Origin of the sequence: Xanthomonas sp. LMG 12461 (assembly GCF_009192935.1) — a bacterium.
In the GTDB taxonomy this organism is placed as follows: Bacteria; Pseudomonadota; Gammaproteobacteria; order Xanthomonadales; family Xanthomonadaceae; genus Xanthomonas_A; species Xanthomonas_A sontii.
In genome coordinates this window covers 1-21264 of sequence record NZ_NQYT01000026.1, presented here as the reverse complement: position 1 = coordinate 21264, position 21264 = coordinate 1, and the positions used below count along the sequence as shown (strand labels likewise).

The 21264-nt window shown below is 67.6% G+C and carries 26 protein-coding genes; 17 read left to right on the top strand and 9 right to left on the bottom strand.

From position 1 onward, the window contains the following. Positions 1 to 46 precede the first annotated feature (46 nt). The 4 genes from CEK68_RS07125 to CEK68_RS07110 form a co-directional block, all read right to left on the bottom strand. Complete coding sequence (locus tag CEK68_RS07125; protein ID WP_152239025.1) at positions 47 to 580, bottom strand: hypothetical protein; 534 nt, start codon at positions 578 to 580, stop codon at positions 47 to 49. Positions 581 to 923: 343 nt separating this feature from the next. Next, entirely contained in the window at positions 924 to 1406 is a 483-nt protein-coding gene (locus tag CEK68_RS07120; protein WP_152238976.1) for a hypothetical protein, read from the bottom strand. Positions 1407 to 1573: 167 nt separating this feature from the next. After that, positions 1574 to 2254 (bottom strand): hypothetical protein, encoded by a 681-nt coding sequence (locus CEK68_RS07115; protein ID WP_226977800.1) that lies wholly within the window; start codon positions 2252 to 2254, stop codon positions 1574 to 1576. 170 nt (positions 2255 to 2424) lie between these two features. Continuing rightward, entirely contained in the window at positions 2425 to 3351 is a 927-nt protein-coding gene (locus CEK68_RS07110; protein WP_017910178.1) for a phosphoribosylaminoimidazolesuccinocarboxamide synthase, read from the bottom strand. A 142-nt stretch (positions 3352 to 3493) separates the two neighbouring features. Between CEK68_RS07110 and CEK68_RS07105 the strand changes: the two genes are divergently transcribed. From CEK68_RS07105 to CEK68_RS07045, 13 genes are all read left to right on the top strand, one after another. Continuing rightward, positions 3494 to 3826, top strand: coding sequence for a DnaJ domain-containing protein (locus CEK68_RS07105; RefSeq protein ID WP_010341396.1), 333 nt, complete (start codon positions 3494 to 3496; stop codon positions 3824 to 3826). A 9-nt stretch (positions 3827 to 3835) separates the two neighbouring features. After that, a complete protein-coding gene (gene rpe / locus CEK68_RS07100) occupies positions 3836 to 4504 on the top strand; it encodes a ribulose-phosphate 3-epimerase (RefSeq protein WP_017910179.1) in 669 nt (222 codons plus the stop codon). Between the two features lies 1 nt (position 4505). Beyond that, the gene (locus CEK68_RS07095; RefSeq protein WP_152238975.1) at positions 4506 to 4988 is read left to right on the top strand and encodes a GNAT family N-acetyltransferase; all 483 of its coding nucleotides are present in this window, start codon (positions 4506 to 4508) and stop codon (positions 4986 to 4988) included. Between the two features lie 218 nt (positions 4989 to 5206). Continuing rightward, positions 5207 to 6145, top strand: coding sequence for a lipid kinase YegS (yegS, locus tag CEK68_RS07090; protein WP_152238974.1), 939 nt, complete (start codon positions 5207 to 5209; stop codon positions 6143 to 6145). Between the two features lie 406 nt (positions 6146 to 6551). Further along, complete coding sequence (gene trpE, locus CEK68_RS07085) at positions 6552 to 8027, top strand: anthranilate synthase component I (protein WP_026144605.1); 1476 nt, start codon at positions 6552 to 6554, stop codon at positions 8025 to 8027. After that, complete coding sequence (locus CEK68_RS07080; protein ID WP_152238973.1) at positions 8024 to 9121, top strand: aminotransferase class I/II-fold pyridoxal phosphate-dependent enzyme; 1098 nt, start codon at positions 8024 to 8026, stop codon at positions 9119 to 9121. Before trpE ends, CEK68_RS07080 begins: the two co-directional genes overlap by 4 nt. Then, a complete protein-coding gene (locus tag CEK68_RS07075) occupies positions 9114 to 9806 on the top strand; it encodes a hypothetical protein (protein WP_152238972.1) in 693 nt (230 codons plus the stop codon). The genes CEK68_RS07080 and CEK68_RS07075 overlap by 8 nt, the downstream gene beginning before the upstream one ends. A 76-nt stretch (positions 9807 to 9882) precedes the next feature. Then, positions 9883 to 10461 carry an aminodeoxychorismate/anthranilate synthase component II gene (locus CEK68_RS07070; RefSeq protein ID WP_017913955.1) on the top strand — a complete coding sequence of 193 codons (579 nt, stop codon included), beginning with the start codon at positions 9883 to 9885 and terminating at the stop codon, positions 10459 to 10461. Positions 10462 to 10510: 49 nt separating this feature from the next. Then, a complete protein-coding gene (locus tag CEK68_RS07065; RefSeq protein WP_152238971.1) occupies positions 10511 to 11149 on the top strand; it encodes a flavin reductase family protein in 639 nt (212 codons plus the stop codon). Between the two features lie 9 nt (positions 11150 to 11158). Further along, a complete protein-coding gene (locus CEK68_RS07060; protein ID WP_152238970.1) occupies positions 11159 to 11677 on the top strand; it encodes a DUF3304 domain-containing protein in 519 nt (172 codons plus the stop codon). Further along, on the top strand, positions 11674 to 12711 hold the full coding sequence (trpD, locus tag CEK68_RS07055) for an anthranilate phosphoribosyltransferase (RefSeq protein WP_152238969.1): 1038 nt from the start codon (positions 11674 to 11676) through the stop codon (positions 12709 to 12711). The genes CEK68_RS07060 and trpD overlap by 4 nt, the downstream gene beginning before the upstream one ends. Positions 12712 to 12798: 87 nt before the next feature. After that, on the top strand, positions 12799 to 13596 hold the full coding sequence (trpC, locus tag CEK68_RS07050; protein ID WP_017910188.1) for an indole-3-glycerol phosphate synthase TrpC: 798 nt from the start codon (positions 12799 to 12801) through the stop codon (positions 13594 to 13596). Then, complete coding sequence (locus CEK68_RS07045; protein ID WP_152238968.1) at positions 13593 to 14330, top strand: haloacid dehalogenase-like hydrolase; 738 nt, start codon at positions 13593 to 13595, stop codon at positions 14328 to 14330. The genes trpC and CEK68_RS07045 overlap by 4 nt, the downstream gene beginning before the upstream one ends. Before the next feature lie 27 nt (positions 14331 to 14357). Here the strand turns inward: CEK68_RS07045 and CEK68_RS07040 are convergent, their stop codons facing one another. The 3 genes from CEK68_RS07040 to crp form a co-directional block, all read right to left on the bottom strand. Beyond that, positions 14358 to 15377 (bottom strand): glycoside hydrolase family 5 protein, encoded by a 1020-nt coding sequence (locus tag CEK68_RS07040; RefSeq protein ID WP_226977799.1) that lies wholly within the window; start codon positions 15375 to 15377, stop codon positions 14358 to 14360. Positions 15378 to 15571: 194 nt separating this feature from the next. After that, entirely contained in the window at positions 15572 to 16330 is a 759-nt protein-coding gene (locus CEK68_RS07035) for a sulfite exporter TauE/SafE family protein (protein WP_017913961.1), read from the bottom strand. Positions 16331 to 16357: 27 nt separating this feature from the next. Further along, positions 16358 to 17047 carry a cAMP-activated global transcriptional regulator CRP gene (gene crp / locus CEK68_RS07030; RefSeq protein WP_010341415.1) on the bottom strand — a complete coding sequence of 230 codons (690 nt, stop codon included), beginning with the start codon at positions 17045 to 17047 and terminating at the stop codon, positions 16358 to 16360. Positions 17048 to 17194: 147 nt separating this feature from the next. Between crp and speD the strand changes: the two genes are divergently transcribed. Then, positions 17195 to 17989: an adenosylmethionine decarboxylase gene (gene speD / locus CEK68_RS07025; protein ID WP_017910332.1), complete on the top strand. Its 795-nt coding sequence runs from the start codon at positions 17195 to 17197 to the stop codon at positions 17987 to 17989. 116 nt (positions 17990 to 18105) lie between these two features. Then, positions 18106 to 18423: a multidrug efflux SMR transporter gene (locus tag CEK68_RS07020; RefSeq protein WP_152238966.1), complete on the top strand. Its 318-nt coding sequence runs from the start codon at positions 18106 to 18108 to the stop codon at positions 18421 to 18423. Between the two features lie 24 nt (positions 18424 to 18447). On the opposite strand, the gene CEK68_RS07015 is transcribed toward CEK68_RS07020, so the two are convergent. Next, positions 18448 to 18912, bottom strand: a complete 465-nt coding sequence (locus CEK68_RS07015) for a hypothetical protein (RefSeq protein WP_017910330.1) — start codon at positions 18910 to 18912, stop codon at positions 18448 to 18450. Between the two features lie 228 nt (positions 18913 to 19140). Further along, on the bottom strand, positions 19141 to 19785 hold the full coding sequence (coq7, locus tag CEK68_RS07010) for a 2-polyprenyl-3-methyl-6-methoxy-1,4-benzoquinone monooxygenase (protein WP_048489304.1): 645 nt from the start codon (positions 19783 to 19785) through the stop codon (positions 19141 to 19143). A gap of 215 nt (positions 19786 to 20000) precedes the next feature. Here coq7 and rplM point away from each other — a divergent pair, with 215 nt between their 5' ends. Together rplM and rpsI are read left to right on the top strand one after the other, a co-directional pair. Continuing rightward, the gene (gene rplM, locus CEK68_RS07005) at positions 20001 to 20429 is read left to right on the top strand and encodes a 50S ribosomal protein L13 (RefSeq protein ID WP_010341420.1); all 429 of its coding nucleotides are present in this window, start codon (positions 20001 to 20003) and stop codon (positions 20427 to 20429) included. 2 nt (positions 20430 to 20431) lie between these two features. After that, the gene (gene rpsI / locus CEK68_RS07000; RefSeq protein ID WP_010341421.1) at positions 20432 to 20824 is read left to right on the top strand and encodes a 30S ribosomal protein S9; all 393 of its coding nucleotides are present in this window, start codon (positions 20432 to 20434) and stop codon (positions 20822 to 20824) included. Positions 20825 to 21264 lie beyond the last annotated feature (440 nt).

The window sequence follows — 21264 nt, the reverse complement described above, 5'->3', positions numbered from 1 at the left end:
ACGTGATGGACGGACCATCCATGTCCGCGGAAACCATTACTTCCCTTTAATTCTTGTCTGGTGCGCCCTCTTCCAGTGGGGCGACCTTGGGTAGCTTGGCGGGGTCGAAATCCGCGAATGCCACCTGCCCGAAATCTTTGGCCGTCAGTTCCAATTGCTTATGTTGTTCTGATTGCGTATCGGTGAGTTCGCGTACCACCTTGTCCAGCAGCCAGGTTTTGCTGTCGGGCGCATAGCGGAAAGTGAAGTCGTCAGCCCAGCGCTCGCGCGAGCCGCCCGAGATGGAGATGGTGAATTGCCCTTTCTCGATCCGCGAAAACGCATAAGGATCGCCGGCCATGCCGCCGCAGTTCGCGCATGGGACGATATGCGCATTCTCCGCGGCCTTGTGCAGCTCTCCACGTTCATTCTGGGTCAGCAGGATCACCGTTCTTGGCGCGCCCTGACCCAACTTCTCGCCAGCGGGCGATGGGGGGGAAACGACCAGTAATGCATCTGACCTACCGGTGCCGGTGAGGTCGCCCCGGAGCGTGTCCACGGCCTCCATGCCAGCAGGAACGAAGGATGCGACATTTTGCACAGGAGCACTCCCTTGCTGGTTGGCGGTGGCGTTCTGCCCCTGGTTTTGCTGACTAGGGGAGGGAGACTGCTGCGGGGTGTCTCGCATGTCGGCAGACTTGCCGTCCGCGGGCGCACCTCCGCAGGCTACCAATGCCAGGGCGAGGAGAGGCGAAGAGAACTTCAGGAAATGCACGCGAATTCCTCTTTTAGGTTCAATTTCCACCCAGTGAGGCGGGCATATACGTACTGCTCCGCAGTTTCTGGGCGCGAGTGTTGGATAGACGGCGGACGTTTGTGGCGCGATAGGTGGGACGGCGCTGCGCTGGCGAAGAAGCATCCATGCGGGTCTCCTGTGGCCGCGACTACAACGCCTGATCGTCGACCTTCACCAGCGTCCAGCACGGCTTCTGCTCGAACTGGTAGACCTGCTGGTCGCCGGTATCGGGGGTGCGCACCATGACCTGCCGGCCCCCGGCGTTCTGCGTTACCACGACCTCGCGCCCGCCCTTGCGAGCGGCCTCCAGATTAGGGATCACCGGCCATTCGACTTCGGCCAACGGCACGTTGCGGGTCACCGGTGCTGGCTCCGGCTGCGCGTCCGGGTCGATGTGGATCATCGTCAATGGGTTCGCGGTGGCCTTTTCCTGGACCGCGATGTCGGCGCTGAAGCGCTTGAGGAAGGCATCGAAATCGGCGTCCTGGCAACGCGGGGCGGCTGCGGCAGGTGCGGCCTGCGCGGGCGCGGCCGTCGCCGCGGCCACCGTGGAGCCAGCCGGTTGCGCCTTGCACGCGACCAGGGCCGCGGCCAATGCCAGGGACGTCAGAATGGGGCGTGCGATAGCCAACGGATCCTCCTGATCGGGTCGGGCGGGCAATCGCCCTTCGGGCGGGTGAGTTTAGTTCACCAGGATCATCATGTCGTGAAGCCGAACCGGGACATTGTCGGGGATCTACCGGCAGCGAACGTCAGGGCTGTAAGCAGCGCGGCGAAATAAGCAGCGTGGCGAAAGGATCACAGTCCATTCGAGAACACATCCAGCTTCCGCGGTTCGATCCATCCTTGCGCACAATCGCCTTCAGGACGCGCATTGCCTGCAATGGTGCAGTGTTTGCCCTGTTTGCGCTGTGTCACGAAGTCGATTGGGCGCTCGCCATACTGATTGCAAATGGGCTTGCCGTTGCATGCGCCGACGCTGGCGGGAGGGACGGCGACCACGTAGTAGTAGGCTGCCTGTTGACCCGCATGCGCGGTCGCCAGAATGCAGACGAACTGTCCATCCGAAAGCTTGGCGGTGACCTGCACCTTGCTGCCGGTGACGGGTAGGGCATCCAGAAGTGTCGCGTCGCGTTCGGCCACGCCTGCGAAGTTTCCGTCTGCGCCACAGTCTGGAGACACGTCGACGTCGTAGAAATCGCCAGCGTCCATGTTGCCCGCTACGCAGCCGTTGCCCTTGGCCGCATTCTCACAACGAAGGTGCAAGGACTCGGCCAGTGCTGCAACGCCGTCATCCTGATGGGCCGTCTGCGATGCGGTGGACGCGCGAACGGGGGCGGCCTTGTCCGAAGATGCAGTGCGAGCGGATGCGTCAGCGGCGGGACTTGCGGTTGTCGACGCGTCGGTCTGCCTAGGGCTGCAGGCAGCCAGCGCCATGAAAAGCGTGAGGGCTGCAAAAAGCGGGGGCGAACTAGCCAACGGATCCTCCTGATCGGGTCGCGCGCACGAGCGCTCGCGCGCGTGCCGGAGTCTAGCCGGCCAGGATGCTCCGGGTCGTGAATCAGCGGGCATGGCGGTCGGTGCCCGCAAGGTGGCCGCCTTCCGCGACCACCCGTGACGCGCCGGGCATCCGGCGCGCTGCCCCACACTCAGTCCACCGAAATCCCCGCCAACCGCTGCAGCGCCTCGGCGTACTTGGCGCGGGTGCGGTCGATCACGTCCTGCGGCAGGCGCGGGCCGGGCGCGGTCTTGCCCCAGTCCAGCGTCTCCAGGTAATCGCGCACGAACTGCTTGTCGTAGCTCGGCGGGCTGGTCCCGACTTCGTACTGGTCGGCCGGCCAGTAGCGCGAGGAGTCCGGGGTCAGCATCTCGTCCATGATGTACAGGCGGCCGTCGGCGTCGGTGCCGAACTCGAACTTGGTGTCGGCCAGCAGGATGCCGCGCTCGGCGGCGAAGTCGGCGGCGAAGCGGTAGATGCGCAGGGTGGCGTCGCGCACGCGTTCGGCCAGCTCCGCGCCCACGGTCTTGACCATGGCGTCGAAGTCGATGTTCTCGTCGTGATCGCCCACCGCGGCCTTGGTCGACGGGGTGAAGATCGGTTCGGCCAGCTTCTCGGCCTGGCGCAGGCCGTCGGGCAGCTCGATGCCGCTGACCTTGCCGGTGCGCTGGTAGTCCTTCCAGCCGCTGCCGATCAGGTAGCCGCGGGCGATGGCTTCCACCGGCACCGGCTTGAGCTTGCGGGTCACCACCGCGCGCTTGGCGTACAGGGCCTTGTCCACGCCCTCGGGCAGCACCGCGGCCACGTCGATGCCGGTGAGGTGGTTGGGCATCAGGTGCTCGGTCTTCTTGAACCAGAAGTTGGAGACCTGGCACAGCATCTCGCCCTTGCCCGGGATCGGGTCGGGCAGCACCACGTCGAAGGCGGAGAGACGGTCGGTGGCGACCATCAGCAGGTAGTCGCCGGGCGGCGCGTCGGCCGGCAGGCGCTCGCGGGGAATATCGAACACGTCGCGGACTTTGCCGCGGTGGCGCAAGGGCAGGCCGGGCAGATCGGATTGCAACAGCGTGGTGGACACAGGCACTCCTACGGACTTCGCAATGGCGACCGTCCCGGGACCCGGCGGGCCCGCGGCGGACGGCGGGCCGCGTAGTGTACGGCCGGAATGCCCCGCTGTGCCGTAAAATGGCCGGCCCTGACGCCGCGCCCGCCCTTGCCCCATGCCCTGGTACGGAAAACTGCTCGGCGCCATCGCCGGGGCCCTGCTGCTGCGGCCCACGCCGGTGCTGGGCGCGTTGATCGGGCTGCTGATCGGGCACGCCTTCGACGCCGACTGGTTCAAGCTGTCCCAGCGCGAGGATCCCTACCGGGAACTGGGCCTGACCCGCGACGCCACCGACGCCGAGATCGAACTGGCCTATCGCCGGCTGATGTCCCAGTACCACCCCGACAAGGTCGCCAGCGCCAGCCCCGAGTTGCGCGCCCGCGCCGAGAAGAAGGCCAGCCAGCTCAACACCGCCTACGACCGTATCCGCACCCTGCGCAAGCGCTGAGATCCCGCCATGTCCGACTGCATCATCTCCCCGTCCATCCTGTCCGCCGATTTCGCCCGCCTCGGCGAGGAAGTGGATGCCGTGCTGCGCGCCGGCGCCGACTGGATCCACTTCGACGTGATGGACAACCATTACGTGCCGAACCTCACCATCGGCCCGATGGTCTGCCAGGCGCTGCGCAAGCACGGCGTCACCGCGCCGATCGACGTGCACCTGATGGTGGAACCGGTGGACCGGCTGATCCCGGATTTCGCCGAGGCCGGCGCCAGCATCATCAGCTTCCATCCCGAGGCCAGCCGCCACGTGCACCGCAGCATCCAGCTGATCAAGTCGCACGGCTGCAAGGCCGGCCTGGTGCTCAACCCGGCCACCCCGGTGGACATCCTCGACTGGGTGCTGGACGACCTGGACCTGGTGCTGGTGATGTCGGTCAACCCGGGTTTCGGCGGCCAGGCCTTCATTCCCTCGGCGCTGGACAAGCTGCGCGCGATCCGTGCCCGCATCGACGCCAGCGGCAAGCCGATCCGGCTGGAGATCGACGGCGGGGTCAAGCCGGACAACATCGCCGCGATCGCCGCCGCCGGCGCCGACACCTTCGTTGCCGGCTCGGCCATCTTCAACGCGCCGGACTACGCCGAGGTGATCACGCAGATGCGCGCCGCGGTGGCGGGGCGCTGAGATGGCGGCGCTGCACATCCGCCCGGCGGTGGCCGACGATGCGGCGCTGATCCTGCGCCTGATCCGCGACCTGGCCCGCTACGAGCGCGCCGAGGACGCGGTGCAGACCGACGAGGACGGCCTGCGCGCGACCCTGTTCGGCGCCGATGCCCGCGCGCAGGCGCTGATCTGCGAGGCCGACGGCCAGCCGATCGGCTACGCGGTGTACTTCTACAACTACTCCACCTGGCTCGGCCGCAACGGCCTGTACCTGGAAGACCTGTATGTGGACCCGGCGCACCGCGGCGTCGGCGCCGGCAAGGCGCTGCTGCAGCACCTGGCGCGGCAGGCGGTGGCCAAGGGCTGCGGCCGCTTCGAATGGTCGGTGCTGGACTGGAACCAGCCGGCGATCGACTTCTACGAAGCGGTCGGCGCCCGCGCGCAGGACGAGTGGACCGTCTATCGCCTGCAGGGCGAGGCGCTGGCCAGGTTCGCGGCCGGCTGAGCGGCGCCGGACGGCCAAAAGAAAAGAACCGCACCGTCGCCGGTGCGGCCCCTGGGAGAGAAATCGGAGGCTGATCCTGCCTCCATCCGTCTTCCTTGCTATGGCCTTCCATGTTCCGGACGCACGGTGACGTGCGTATGACAGCGCACGCGTCTTGGATTCACGCATCGCGCATGCCCCGCCCGTTAGCCTGGGCGCCTCACCCCGGGATGGTTCGCATGGCTGCAGCGCATTGGCGTCTGATCCTCAACGGCAAATCGGCCGGCGACGAGGCGTTGCGCGAGGCGGTCATGGCCATGCGTGCGCGCGGCGTGGCGTTGCAGGTGCGGGTGACCTGGGAGCAGGGCGATGCCGAGCGCTACGTGGCCGAAGCGGTGGCGGACGGTGCTGCGTGCATCGTCGCCGCCGGCGGCGACGGCACTCTCAGTGAGGTCGCCACGGCGCTGGCGCATCGCCCGGAACCGGGCGACGCGCTGCCGGCCCTGGGGCTGGTGGCGCTGGGCACGGCCAACGATTTCGCTACCGCGACCGGTATCCCCCTGCCGCCGCTGGAGGCACTGGAGCTGATCGCCCGCACGCCGGCGCTGCCGATCGACCTGCTGCGCATCGAGGCCGAGCACGGCCCGCACTGGTGCGCCAACGTCGCCAGCGGCGGCTTCGGCACCCAGGTCACGGTGGAGACCGACGAAGGCCTGAAGAAGATGCTCGGCGGGCTGGCCTACCTGGTCACCGGCATGAGCCGGCTGGGCCGGATCGATCCGATCCGGGCCCGCTTCGAAGGGCCGGACTTTGCCTGGGAAGGCGATTTCATCGCGCTCGGCCTGGGCAACGGCCGCCAGGCCGGTGGCGGCCAGGTGCTGTGCCCGGACGCGCTGCTCGACGACGGCCTGCTCGACCTGACCCTGGTGCCGGAGCTGACCGGCGAGGTCGCCGCGACCCTGGGCACCCTGGTGACCTCCGGCAAGCAGGCCGCGCTGGAGCGGGTGGCGGTGCGCGCGCGCCTGCCGTGGCTGCGGATCGAAGCGGCGCAGCCGCTGACCCTGAACCTGGACGGCGAGCCGGAAACCTCGCGCCACTTCCGCATCGACTGCGTGCCCGGGCGCCTGCGCATGCATCTGCCGCCCGACTCGCCGCTGCTGCAGGCGCCAGAGCGCTAACCGCAGGTCGAGGGCCAGCCCGAAGGCCGGCGCCCATGTGGGAGGGACTTCAGTCCCGACGCGCTGTCCTTACCGATCTCCGCAACACCGCGCTCGGTCGCGCCGTGGCAGGACGAACACGACGGATCACGGACGGGTGCGATGCGCGCCGAACAGCGCGCCCGAAGTCACGCGCCGCCTCCTGTGGGAGGGACTTCAGTCTCGACGCGACGCCCTCGCCGACCGCTTCCGCACCGCACTCGATTGGTCGCGCCTGCAACCGTTGCCAGTCGCCGCAGTTGCGGTAAAGTAGCCGCCGTGTCCAGCCTGACGACCCCGCGTTCCTTCACTTCCGCTCGCCGTGCGTGGCGATGGTGGCCTGCAGCCGTCGTCCGCCCTGTCACCGAGTCCCGGAAGGAAAGCCGTCTTGATTACCCGCGAGCAGTTCCAGCGCTACGCCGCTGAAGGTCACACCCGCATCCCCGTCGTCCGCGAAGTGCTGTCCGACCTGGACACGCCGCTGTCGGTCTATCTCAAGCTCGCCGACGCCCCGCATACCTACCTGTTCGAATCGGTCGAAGGCGGCGAACGCTTCGGGCGCTACTCGATCATCGGCCTGCCGGTGCGCCGCGTGTACACCTTCCGCGGGCACACCCTGGAGGTGCGCGACCATGGCGAGCTGATCGAGCGCCGCGAGGTCGCCGATCCCTTCGCCGAGGTCGAGGCGCTGCGCGCCCAGCATGTGGTGCCCAAGCTGGCGGGCGTGCCCGGCTTCACCGGCGGCCTGGTCGGCTGGTTCGGCTTCGAGTGCATCGGCTACATCGAGCCGCGCCTGGCCGGCGCGGTGGCACGCGACGAACTGGACACGCCTGACATCCTGCTGATGCTGTCCGAGGAAGTGGCGGTCTTCGACAACCTCAAGGGCCGCCTGTACCTGATCGTGCACGCCGACCCGGCCGAAGCCGACGCCTGGGAGCGCGCGCAGGCACGCCTGGATGCGCTCACCACGACGTTGCGCCAGCCCGGCGCCGGCTACCCCGCGCCGCTGGCGCGCGACGTGCTGGACGAGAGCGACTTCGTCTCCGGGTTCACCCGCGAGGGCTTCATCGCCGCGGTGGAGAAGTCCAAGGACTACATCCGCGCCGGCGACATCTTCCAGGTGGTGCTGAGCCAGCGCCTGAGCGTGCCGTTCACCGCGCGCCCGGTGGACGTGTACCGCGCGCTGCGTGCGCTGAACCCCTCGCCCTACATGTATTTCCTCGATGTCGGCGACACCCAGGTGGTCGGTTCCTCGCCGGAGATCCTGGTGCGGCTGGAGAACGGCCAGGTCACCGTACGCCCGATCGCCGGCACCCGCCCGCGCGGCAAGACCCCGGAAGAGGACCAGGCACTGGAGGCGGAACTGCTGGCCGATCCGAAGGAGCGCGCCGAGCACCTGATGCTGATCGACCTGGGCCGCAACGATGCCGGCCGGGTCTCGCAGGCCGGCAGCGTCGCCGTCGGCGAACGCTTCGTGATCGAGCGCTACAGCCACGTCATGCATATCGTCAGCGAAGTCACCGGCACCCTGCTGCCCGGCCTCAGCTACGCCGACGTGCTGCGCGCCACCTTCCCTGCCGGCACCGTCAGCGGCGCGCCGAAGATCCGCGCGCTGGAAGTCATCCGCGAGCTGGAGCCGATCAAGCGCAACGTCTACGCCGGCAGCATCGGCTACCTCGGCTGGCACGGCGACGCCGACACCGCCATCGCCATCCGCACCGCGGTGATCAAGCACGGCCGCCTGCACGTGCAGGCCGGCGCCGGCATCGTCTACGACTCCGATCCGCAGACCGAATGGGACGAGACGATGAACAAGGGCCGCGCGCTGTTCCGTGCGGTCGCCGAAGCGGCGAAGGGGCTGTGAACGCCGCCGCATCGCCGCGGATCGGCTTCCGCAACGACTACAGCGAAGGCGCGCATCCGCGCGTGCTCGCCGCGCTGGCCGCCGCCAGCGCCGAGCAGAATGCCGGCTACGGCCTGGACCGGCACAGCGCGCGCGCCGCCGAACTGATCCGTGCCGAGATCGGCTGCACCGACGCCGACGTGCACTTGCTGGTCGGCGGCACCCAGACCAACCTCACCGCCATCGCCGCGTTCCTGCGTCCGCACCAGGCGGTGATCGCTGCGGCCTGCGGCCACATCGCCACCCACGAGACCGGCGCGATCGAGGCCACCGGCCACAAGGTGCTCACCGTTGAGGCGGCCGATGGCCGGCTCACGCCGGAGCGGATCGCGCCGCTGCTGGCCGAGCACGGCAACGAGCACCTGGTGCAGCCGCGGTTGGTCTACGTGTCCAACACCAGCGAGGTCGGCACGATCTACCGCAAGCACGAACTGCAGGCCTTGCGCGCGTTCTGCGACTCACACGGCCTGCTGCTGTTCCTCGACGGCGCGCGCATCGGCAGCGCGCTCACCGCCGCGGGCAACGATCTGACGCTGGCCGATGTCGCCGCGCTCACCGATGCGTTCTACATCGGCGGCACTAAGAATGGCGCGCTGCTCGGCGAGGCGCTGGTGATCCTCAAGCACGGGTTGAAAGCGGATTTCCGCTACCTGCTCAAGCAACGCGGCGCGCTGCTGGCCAAGGGCATGGTGCTGGGCACGCAGTTCGCCGTGCTGTTCGAGGACGGCCTGTTCTACGAACTGGCCGCGCACGCCAACCGCATGGCCGCGCGGCTGCGCGAGGGACTGGCCACGGCCGGTGCGCACTTTGCCTCGGACTCGCCGACCAACCAGCTGTTCGTGATCCTGCCCGCCGCGGACGTCGAGACGCTGGCACAGCGCTACGACTTCGAGCGCTGGCAGGTGCTGGGCGACGGCCGCTGGGTGATCCGCTTCGTGACCTCGTGGGCGACGCAGGCCGATGCGGTCGACACGTTGATCGCGGATTTCGCCGCGCTTTGTGTGTTCCCAAAGGTCCAAAATCCGTCGACGGCAGCGGAATCAAGTTGTGGCTGAGATATCAATTCGATTTGAAGCGTCGATTGGACTCAACAAGGAGATGGTGCGTCAGTTTTCTGTGCGCTACGAATCGGTAGTCACTACTAGGGGCCTTGCTGACCCTCGGGAGCGGATGTCAGTGAAAGCTGTGGATTACGCGATTGAGTTGCATGGGTCTATCGCGCATTTGTTCGCGATTGGGAGGCGCGGCTCCGCTGCTGCTTTATTGCGTGCGTTACTAGAGAGTTCGTTGAATTGTCTCTATCTTTTGCATCTTTCAGATTTGGAATATGCAAGGAAACTTGATTTGGGTGAGTCGACATTGCCTGATTCTTCTTCAAAGGTATTTGATGCATGTGCTCGTCTGCCCTTGATTGGTGACTACATCAAAATGGTTGTTGGTTCCAAAGGAAATAGGGAGCAGATGGAGTACTTTCATAAGCTCGCCCATGGGGACACCGAGCAGTTGAATAGGCGGAAGTTCGACCATCAAGAAGCTGCTTTCAAAGATGAAGAGGTGCGGGGATTTCTTTTGATGGCTGATTTCCTGCTGCTTGCAGTAATGGACACTTTTTCTCATGCAGTAGGGGATATGGATTTTGGAAATGAAATTCGAGCTAGGCGAAATGAGTTGATAGATATTTATCATGTCCAAGTGCCTGAGGATGATCCCCGTTCGCCTGCTCCAGTTTGGAGGGTGTAGGGTTTAATCGTGGTAGTAAGTGTGTGTTGCGATAGATGGTAATTATGCTGCTCAATATTATGAATGGTGTGCCTCCATGCTGCTGATGCTGGATAACTACGACAGCTTTACCTACAACCTCGTGCAGTACCTGCAGGCGCTCGGCGCCGAGGTCAAGGTGGTGCGCAACGACGCGCTCAGCGTGGACGAGATCGAGCGCCTGGCGCCCGAGCGCATCGTCATCTCGCCGGGGCCGTGCACGCCGAACGAGGCGGGCGTGTCGCTGCAACTGATCGAGCGGCTGGGCCAGCGCACGCCGATCCTGGGCGTGTGCCTGGGTCACCAGAGCATCGGCCAGGTCTATGGCGGGCAGGTGGTGCGTGCCGGCACCATCATGCACGGCAAGACTTCGCGCATCCGTCACGAAGGCCGCGGCGTGTTCGCCGGCCTGCCGGACCGCTACGAGGCCACCCGCTACCACTCGCTGGTGGTGGAGAAGACCACGCTGCCCGACTGCCTGGAAGTGACGGCCTGGACCGAACACGACGACGGCACGGTGGAGGAGATCATGGGCCTGCGCCATCGCCAGTTCCCGGTCGAGGGCGTGCAGTTCCATCCCGAGTCCATCCTCACCGAGCATGGCCACGCCTTGCTGAAGAACTTCCTGGAGCGCTGAGCGCGCCGCGCCGGCGCCGCCCGCCTTCCGCCACTGCCGGACCCTGCCGATGCACGAGCGCACCGACGCCTTCCACTTCTACGAGCCGGCCAACGGCCACGGCTTGCCGCACGATCCGTTCAACGCCATCGTCGGGCCGCGGCCGATCGGCTGGATCGGTTCGCGTGGCGCCGACGGCGTCGCCAACCTGGCGCCCTACAGCTTCTTCAACGCCTTCAACTACGTCCCGCCGATCGTCGGCTTCGCCAGCATCGGCTGGAAGGACAGCGTGCGTAACATCGAGGCCACGGGCGAGTTCACCTGGAACCTGGCCACGCGGCCGCTGGCCGAGGCGATGAACGCCAGTTCCGCCGCGGTGGCGCCGGAGGTGGACGAGTTCGCGCTGGCCGGCCTGACCGCCGCGCCCTCGCGCCTGATCGGTGCGCCGCGGGTGGCCGCCAGCCCAGTCAGCTTCGAATGCCGGCTCAGCCAGCTGCTGCCGCTGCAGAGCGCACGCGGCGAGCCGATTCAGACCTGGCTGGTGCTGGGCGAGGTGGTCGGCGTGCACATCGCCGAGCACGCCCTGCACGACGGCATCTACGACCCGGCCGCGGTCGCCACCCTGCTGCGCGCTGGCGGCCCGGCCGACTACTTCGAGGTGCTGGCGCAAGGGCGTCTGCGCATGTCGCGGCCGACGCAGGCGCGCTGAGCGCATCACATGCAAAACAGAAAAACAAAAAAGCGCATCCAGTACTGGAATTCATTGTCCATGCTTGTCGCCTGCATCTCATTAAGTGGTTGCGGCAATGATCGCTTGCCCGCATCTGTGACTGGTTACAATCACATGAGCGATTGGAGCATCGAGAGATTTACAGTCGACGGCGCAAGTGGACCCAACCTTTCGCCCGAGGAAGGGGGCGGGAAATTTTCATGCTGTGCGTCCATTCCAAGGCGTTGGCATCCGGGAATGAAGGTCAAGATCCAATGGGCCTATGACACCACGCAAAATGGCCCGCAGCCCCCATCGCCGCAAGAAGCAATTGTTGATCTACCCCAATATCCAAGCCAAGGCGGGGATATTCAAGTGCATTTTTATCCAGGTCATAAAGTCAAGGTAGTCATTTCGGAATATGGCATTGGACACCCTCTTTACCCCATGAGCGAAGAAGATAAACGCCCCTGGGAAACCCGAAAAGATCTACTTCTTCCCCAGCTACGAGCAGCTCCTCTCCCATGACCATCACCCCCCAACAAGCCCTGCAACGCACCATCGAGCACCGCGAGATCTTCCACGACGAGATGGTCGGGTTGATGCGGCAGATCATGCGCGGCGAGGTATCGCCGATGATGACCGCGGCCATCCTCACCGGCTTGCGGGTCAAGAAGGAGACCGTGGGTGAGATCGCCGGCGCGGCGGTGGTGATGCGCGAGTTCTCGCGCACCGTGCCGGTTGCCGACCGCACCCACATGGTCGACATCGTCGGCACCGGCGGCGACGGCTCGCACACCTTCAACATCTCCACCTGCGCGATGTTCGTGGCCGCGGCGGCCGGCGCCAAGGTCGCCAAGCACGGCAACCGCAGCGTCTCCTCCAAGTCCGGCAGCGCCGATGCGCTGGAGGCGCTGGGCGCGGCGATCGAACTGCAGCCCGAACAGGTGGCGCAGGCATTGGCGGCCACCGGCATCGGCTTCATGTTCGCGCCCGTGCACCATCCGGCGATGAAGGTGGTGGCGCCGGTGCGGCGCGAGATGGGCGTGCGCACCATCTTCAACATCCTCGGCCCGCTGACCAACCCGGCCGGCGCGCCGAACATCCTGATGGGCGTGTTCCACCCCGACCTGGTCGGCATCCAGGCGCGCGTGCTGCAGGAACTGGGCGCCGAACGCGCGCTGGTGGTGTGGGGCCGCGACGACATGGACGAACTCTCGCTCGGCGCCGGCACCCTGGTCGGCGAGCTGCGCGACGGCCAGGTCCGCGAGTACGAGGTGCACCCGGAGGATTTCGGCATCGCCATGTCGGCCAGCCGCAACCTCAAGGTCGCCGACGCCGCCGAATCGATGGCGATGCTGCGCGCCGTGCTCGATAACGTGCCCGGCCCGGCCCTGGACATCGTCGCCTTCAACGCCGGCGCGGCACTGTACGTGGCCGGCCTGGCCGAGGACATCGGTGCCGGCATCGCCCTGGCGCGTGCGGCCATCGCCGATGGGCGTGCGCGGGCGAAGCTGGAGGCCTACGTGGCCTGCACCCGCGGCCTGGCCGGGCTGGACTGAACCGCCTTCGCCAGCGCCCGATCCCGGTTCTCACCCGCGACACCCTGCATCGCCGATAATCCGGCCATCCCCCAGGATTCCCACCGCATGAGCAGCGACATTCTCCGCACCATCCTCGCGCGCAAGGCCGACGAGATCGCCGAGCGCAGCGCGCGCGTGCCGCTGGCCGAGCTGGTCGCCCGCGCCGAGGCCATGCCGCCCACCCGCGGCTTCGCCCGCGCGCTGCAGGCGGCCATCGCCAACGGCGACCCGGCGGTGATCGCCGAGGTCAAGAAGGCCAGCCCGTCCAAGGGCGTGATCCGCCCGGACTTCCACCCGGCCGACATCGCGGTCAGCTACGAGTTCGGCGGCGCCGCCTGCCTGTCGGTGCTGACCGACGAGGACTTCTTCCAGGGCCACGACCGCTATCTGCAGCAGGCGCGCGATGCCTGCACCCTGCCGGTGCTGCGCAAGGATTTCACCATCGATCCGTACCAGGTGTACGAGGCGCGCACGCTCGGCGCCGACTGCATCCTGCTGATCGTGGCCGCGCTGGACGACCTGCAACTGGCCGAGCTGTCGTCGCTGGCGCTGCAGCTGGGCATGGACGTGCTGGTGGAAGTGCACGACATCGACGAACTGGAGCGCGCGCTGCAGGTGCCGGCGCCGCTGATCGGCATCAACAACCGCAACCTGCGCACCTTCGAGGTGTCGCTGCAGACCACCTTGTCGATGCAGGACGCGGTGCCGCGCGATCGCCTGCTGGTCACCGAAAGCGGCATCCTCGGCCCGGATGACGTGGCGCTGATGCGCGGCGCCGGCGTGCACGCGTTCCTGGTCGGCGAGGCGTTCATGCGCGCCGAGGAACCGGGCGAGGCGCTGCGCCAGCTGTTCTTCGCGGCATGAGCGGGCAGGACGCCAGTCCGTATCCGCTGCCGCGCGCCGATGCGCCGCTGGTGGTATTCGATTTCGACCACACCCTGTACGACGGCGATTCCGGCAGTCACCTGTTCGCCTGGCTGATCAAGCGCAATCCGCTGCGCCTGGCCGCCGCGGTGCTGGCCACCCCGTTGCTGGGGCCGCTGGTGGCGATGCTGCCGACCCGCCGCACCGGCATTTCCGGCTACGTCTGGATCGCCAGCTTCGGCCTGCGCCGCGCGCGCGAGTTCAACCGCATCATCGACCAGTACGTGCTGCAGCATCAGGCGCAGATCCGCCAGCGGCTGCTGCCGCAGGCGCTGGACGTGTTCGCCCGGCACCGCGCCGCCGGCGATCGCGTGGTGGTCGCCACCGGCGCGCCGCCGGAACTGGCGCGCGCCATCCTCGGCTTCGTCGCGCACCAGGACGTGCCGGTGGTCGGCAGCCTGATCGGCCCGCGCCTGGGCGCGGTCACCGCCACGCGTCACTGCCACAACGAGGAAAAGATGCGCATGCTGCGCGAATTGGGTTACGGCGAGATCGCCATGGCCTATTCCGACAGCACCGCAGACCTGCCGCTGTTGCAGGCCGCGGCCGCGCCGGTGGTGGTCAACCCCAAGCACGGCGCGGTGGCGGTGTTCCGCCGGCTGCTGCCGTCCGGCACGCCGATCCTCAACTGGGGCTGCCGCGACCGCGCCGGCGACGCTGGCGGTTCCCGCTAGGGCGCGCCGCGGCGGGGAAGGCCGGCGTCAGCCGCCGGCAGACCCGCGGTAAGCGCTGTCGCTGCCCACCAGCGCATGGTGCAGCGGCGCGACCCATTGCCCGCGGTCGATGTCGTAGGCGCCGAAGCTACCCTCGAATTCCCAATACGCCCAGGCGAAATGGCGTTTCTCGGCGGCGTTGACCACCGCCACCGTCCAGGCCAGGCGATCGGCCGGCGGCGCCTGCTCGTAGGCACCGAACTCGCCCAGCAGTACCTGCCGATGGTGCGCCTTGGCCCAGGCCGCGATGCGGTCGAACTCGCCGTAGAGCTTGGTCCGGTCGGCCGCGCTGCCCCAGCTCACGCCGGTGTGGTCGCGGATGTCCGCCGGGGCCCACGGCGCGCCCTGGTGGGTGAAGCGGAACGGGTTGTAGTAGTGCACGGTGACCAGCAGGTGCGCATCGTCCTCGGGCAGGCGCAGGCTGTCGAGCGCGGTGAAGGAATTGCTGCTGGCCGGGCCCACCACCACCGTGCGGGTCGGATTGTCGCGACGGATGATCTGCAGCGCATCGTGCAGCAGGTCGTTCCACACCGCGCTGGTCATCTGGCCGTTGGGCTCGTTGAGGATCTCGAACAGCACCGACGGCGGCGCGTGGCGATAGCGCGGGGCCACCTGGCTCCAGAACGCCAGCAACTTGGTCCGGCACACCGCCGCGTCGGCCGCGCAGGGGTGGAAGTCGTGTTCGTCCAGGATCACGTTCAGGCCCGCGGCGGTGGCCTGGTCGACCACCGTATCCAGCGTCTTCAGCCAGGTCGGGTCGAGCCGGTTGTCCGCGTCCATGTGCGCGAACGCCTGCAGGTTGACCCGCACCGTGCGGAAGCCGCCGTCGCGGATCGTGCGGTACAGCGGCGGGCGGAAACGCGCCTTCGCCGGGTCGTTCCACAGCGGGTCGTAGCCGAGGATGTTGACCCCGCGCCCGAGCCGGGCGAAGGCGTCGTCGGCCTGCGCGCGCGGCGCCGGCAGCACCAGGCACAGCAAGGCCAGGAAGAGCGGAAGGGCACGGCGCATGGCGGTCTCGCGGGGCAGGGGAGAGGCGAGACGCGCGGCCGTCGGCGGCTGCGTCCCGGCCGCGATCATCGCGCGGCCCGCCCCGGCAAAAGCGAACCCGGCCTGACCGCAGATCGGGTCACCAGCGCAACGGCTTCAGGCGCCGCGGAGACCGCCTTTGCGAATCCCCAATTCCGACTCCCAAATCCCGGGCCTCACCCCAACCACCGATACAGCGCCCCGCCCACCTGATACAGGCTGATGCCCAGCACCAGCAGGCCCACCGCCACCAGCACCCAGCGCTCGCGCACGCGCTTGACCAGCAGCGCCGCCAGCGGCGCGGCGAGCATGCCGCCGACCAGCAGGCCGAGCACGATGTCCAGGTGCTGCACGCCCATGGTCAGCAGAAAAGTCAGCGAGATCGACAGCGTCACCAGGAACTCGGCGGCGTTGACTGTGCCGATGGTGGTGCGGGCCTGGCCGCCGTGGGCGAGCAGGGTCGAGGTCGCCACCGGGCCCCAGCCGCCACCGCCGCTGGCGTCCAGCAGGCCGGCGACGAAGCCCAGCAGCGGCACCCGCCGCACCTCGCGGCGCGGCAGCGCACGGCCGGCCGCGCGCAGCAGGATCAGCACCGCCAGGGCCAGCAGATACAGATAGACGAAGGGGCGGATCAGCTCGCCCGGCAACTGGGTCAGCACGTAGGCGCCGGCGACCCCGCCGACCATGCCCGGCAGCGCCAGGCGCAGGAACAGCCGCTTGTCGACGTTGCCCAGGGCCAGGTGCGACAGGCCCGAGGCGCCGGTGGTGAACACCTCGGCGCTGTGCACGCTGGCGCTGACCACCGCCGGCGGCAGGCCCAGGCTCAGCAGGACCGAGGACGAGACCAGGCCGAACGCCATGCCCAGCGCGCCGTCCACCAGCTGGGCGGCCAGGCCGACCAGCACGAACCAGTAGAAGGTCTCGCTCAGCACCATCGTGCCGGGCCTATCGACCCATGGCGGTCAGCGCGCGCCGTACAGCACCACGGTCTTGCCGCGGGCGTGCAGGATGCCGTCGACCTGCAGCTTCTTCAGCACGCGGCCGGCCATCTCGCGCGAGCAGCCGACCAGTCGCGCCAGTTCCTGCCGCGACACGCGCAACTGCATGCCCTGCGGGTGGCTCATCGCCTCCGGCTCCTGGGCCAGGTCGTGCAGGGTGCGCACGATGCGGTCGGTCACGTCCAGGAATGCCAGGCGGCTGGCCTTGCGCGAGGTGTCCAGCAGGCGCTTGGACAGCTGCACGCCGATCGCGTACAGCACCCGCGGCGCATCGGACGACAGCGAGCCCAGGAACAGCTGGTGCAGGCGCTCGTAGCTGATCTCGGCCAGTTCGCAGGGCGTACGGGTGCGCAGGATCACCTCGCGCTGGTCGGACTCGATGAACAGGCCCATCTCGCCGACGAACTCGCCGCTGCCGAAATAGCCCAGCACCAACTCGCGGTCGTCATCTTCCTCGGCGATGATGCTGACCGAGCCGCTGACCACGTAGTACAGGGTGCCGGCCGGATCGCCTGGCCTGAACACGTCCGTCCGCGCCGGATAGCGGCGACGGTGGCTGTGGGCCAGGAAGCGGTCGATGGTGGCGGTGTCCAACGTCAAAGGACTTGGAGCGATGCGCACAGGTGCTGCAGTGGATGTGTTTCCGGGGCTCATGGCGGCTTCGCTACGGCGTAATTCCCGAAGCTTAACGGGACGCGTTCGCGGCGGCAAACAAGAGACGGACGCCACGTTTCGCAGCGCGGCCATTTGGCTCATAATTGATTGGCTTTCCCCCCGACCCACTTCCAGAGGATCCACGCCGTGGTCAAGCCGTTGCCTCGCCTGAGGCTGCAAGGTTTCAACAACCTCACCAAGGCGTTGAGCTTCAACATCTACGACGTCTGCTACGCGATCTCCGAAGAGGAGCGCCAGCGCTACATCGAGTACATCGACGAGCAGTACGACGCCGACCGCCTGACCCAGATCCTCACCGATGTGGCCGAGATCATCGGCGCCAACATCCTGAACATCGCGCGCCAGGACTACGATCCGCAGGGCGCTTCGGTGACGATCCTGATCTCCGAGGAGCCGGTCATCGACAAGAAGGCGGCGGGCAAGGAGATCATTTCCGACGCCGTGGTCGCGCACATGGACAAGAGCCACATCACCGTCCATACCTACCCGGAAACCCATCCGCAGCACGGTATCGCCACGTTCCGCGCCGACATCGATGTCGCCACCTGCGGCGTGATTTCGCCGCTGAAGGCCCTCAATTACCTGATCGAGAGCCTGGAATCGGACATCGTGATCATGGATTACCGCGTGCGCGGCTTCACCCGCGACGTGAAGGGCAAGAAGCACTACATCGACCACAAGATCAACTCGATCCAGAACTTCCTGGCCAAGAACGTCAAGTCGCGCTACGAGATGTTCGACGTCAACGTCTATCAGGAGAACATCTTCCACACCAAGATGCACCTGAAGGACTTCGACCTGGACCAGTACCTGTTCGAGGAAAAGGCCAAGAATCTCTCGTTCAAGGAGCGCATGCGCATCGAGGCGCTGCTCAAGCGCGAGATCGAGGAGCTGTTCCACGGGCGCAACCTGTCCGAGTAAGCGCTCCACACCGGCGGGACGGCCCGCCCGCAGCACGCGCTGCGACCCCTGCCGACGGCGGCCCGATGTGCAGACATCGGGCCGTTTTCGTTTTCATTTGTCTACGGAGAAAGACAATGCCCTGGATCTACCTGCTGCTCGCCGGTCTGTTCGAGATCGGCTTCGCCCTCGGCCTGAAGCACAGCGAAGGCTTCACCCGGCCGTGGCCGACCGTGGCCACCCTGGCCGGTGCGGGCCTGAGCCTGTGGCTGCTGACCCAGGCGCTCAAGCACATCCCGCTGGGCACCGCCTATGCGATCTGGACCGGGATCGGTGCGCTGGGCACGGCGGTGCTCGGCATCGCCCTGTTCGGCGACAGCGCCTCGCCGGCGCGGTTGGCCTGCATCGGCCTGATCGTGGTTGGGGTGATCGGCCTGAAGCTGGTCGGGCACTGAGCGCAGCCCGCGCGCGCGTGGGCCTCAGGCGGCGGCGATGCGGCGCCGGGTCAGCACCCGGCCGATCAGCAGCCGGTGCGCGACCACCGCCAGCAGGGCGGCGATCGACAGCGCGATCAGCGCGCGGGTGAACACGCTGCCGAGGTTGCCGGCGTGCTGCAGCTGGTCCAGGCGCCCGAAGCGTGCGGGATCGGCATTGGCGTAGGCGATCTCGACCGTGGCGCCGTCCAGTAGCAACGGCGCGGCTTCCGCGCCGCTGGCCTCGAAGGCGCCGCTGTGCAGGCGGCCCTTGCTCTCGAACACATAGTGGAAGCGGTAGCGCACCAGTGGCTCGGTCTGCACGCCGAAGGCGCCGTCGGCGATCACCGGGACGGTGGCGACGGAATGGTCGCGCAGGATCGCGCTGGCCTGGCGGTAGTCGCCGAGCAGGTGATGCAGCAGGGCGCCGCCGCCGATCGCGAACAGGGTCGCGAACAGCAGGCGCGACAACCAGCGGGTCCGGGGCGATGGCAGATGGGGCGAGGATGCGGGCATGACAGTCTGCAGGCGGAGCGCACGCGGGCGCGACTCGGCACGGGTACATCGGTGGCTGCGGCACATGGCGATACCGCAGCCGGAACGGCGTGCGCCGACGTGGAATCAGTCAGCGTTCGTTCACTTTAACGCGATCGGCCCGGCAATGCCAGCCGGGGTCGCATCGGCCCGACCGGCGGGCGGCTACAGCCGATAGGCGACGGCCTTCATCAGTCGCGAGGCGGCGGCCATGACCGTGGGGATCGGCGGCGGCAGGCGTCGTGCCCCGGCCTGTTCGGCATGTTCGGCGTGGCGGGCCTCGTCGGCCTTCATCACCTTCAGCACGTCGCGGCTGCGCAGGTCCGCCGGCGGCAGGGTCTGCAGGTGTTCGTCCAGGTGCGCCTCGACCTGGCGCTCGGTCTCGACCACGAAGCCCAGGTTCCAGCCGTCGCCGCGCAGCCCGGCCAGGGTGCCGATCGCGTAGCTGCCGGCGTACCACAGCGGATTGAACAGGCTGGGGCGGCTGTCCAGCTCGCGCAGCCGCGCCGCGCACCAGGCCAGGTGGTCGGTCTCTTCCTGCGCCGCCTCCAGCAGGTGCGCACGGGTGGCCGGATCGCGCGCGACCGCGGCCTGGCCGAAATACAGGCCCTGCGCGCAGACCTCGCCGACGTGGTTGATGCGCATCAGGCCGGCGGCATGGCGGCGCTCGTCCGGCGCCAGCACCACATCGGCGGTGGCCGCGGCCGGGTAGGGGCGCTGCGCCGGCGGGTCGCCGAATACGGTCTCCAGCGCGCGCTGGGCCTCGACCAGGGCGCGATCGAGCGGGGAATGCTGGCGGCTGGCGGTCATGGGGGAAGCCCGGAAGCAGTGGGGATCCCGATTTTCGCCCCCGGCCGGCGCACTGCCAAGCGCGCCGCCTGCCCGATCTCCGCCGGTCATGGGTGGACTTGCGCCGGCCGGCCGGGCCGCGTAGAATTTCGCCTCTTGCGTTTTTGCAATTCACAACGCGTGGCAAAGTTCCGGCCGTTCGCTGCAGGAATCCGCCCGACCAACCGAGTCTGATCATGAGCACCTTCACTGCTAAGTCCGAGACCGTCCAGCGCGACTGGTATCTCGTCGACGCCGCCGGCAAAACGCTGGGCCGGCTTTCCACCGAACTGGCCCGCCGCCTGCGCGGCAAGCACAAGCCGGTCTACACCCCGCACGTCGATACCGGCGATTACCTGGTGGTGATCAACGCCGAGAAGATCGTCGTCACCGGCAACAAGCTCAAGGACAAGAAGTACCACCGCTTCACTGGCTACATCGGCAACCTGAAGACCGAGAGCCTGGAGCAGGCGCTGGAGCGCCACCCGGAGCGCGTGATCGAAATCGCGGTCAAGGGCATGCTGCCCAAGGGCCCGCTGGGCCGCGCGATGTACCGCAAGCTCAAGGTCTATTCCGGTGCGGAGCATCCGCACGCCGCTCAGCAGCCGCAGGTTCTGGATATCTAATCATGGCGATTTCGCAAAACTACGGCACTGGCCGCCGCAAGTCCTCCACCGCCCGCGTGTTCCTGCGCAAGGGCACCGGCAACATCTCCGTCAACGGCCGTCCGCTGGACGAGTTCTTCGGCCGCGAGACCGCGCGCATGATCGTGCGCCAGCCGCTGGAGCTGACCAAGAACACCGAAAGCTTCGACATCCTGGTCACCGCCACCGGCGGCGGCACCACCGGCCAGGCCGGTGCGATCCGTCTGGGCATCGCCCGCGCGCTGGTCGAGTACGACGAAACCCTGAAGACCGAGCTGCGCAAGGCCGGCTTCATGACCCGCGACGCCCGCGAAGTCGAGCGTAAGAAGGTCGGTCTGCACAAGGCCCGTCGCGCCACCCAGTTCTCCAAGCGCTGATCCATCGCGCCTGGCGTGGGCTCCCTTGGGAGCCCGCTGGGGACCAAGCAAAAGCCCGGCTTCGGCCGGGCTTTTGTCGTTTGGGTTTGGTGGGTGCGTCGGCCGATGCACCAGCAGTTGTCGCGGATCAGCCTCGCTGGATCTGCGTGCGGTGCGCGGGTGATCGCCGGCCTAGTCGGAGGTCCGGATTCGCTACTGGCTTTTGCTATCCAGGCTTCCGGATCGCGCGTCTTGCTGGCCGATGGCAATTCATCCGGGCCACACCCGTTGCCGGCGACTCGCATCCCATCTGGTGGAGTAGCCCCCTTGGAGTCCAAGGGGGCGCGCCGACAGGCGCGGGGATGTGGAGGCGGAAGGGCTGGGGCCCGCGCCTTGCGCAGCAAGGCGCGGGGCGCAGGCGCTTTGCGCCTGCGCGAACCCGCAGCCAAACACACAAAAAA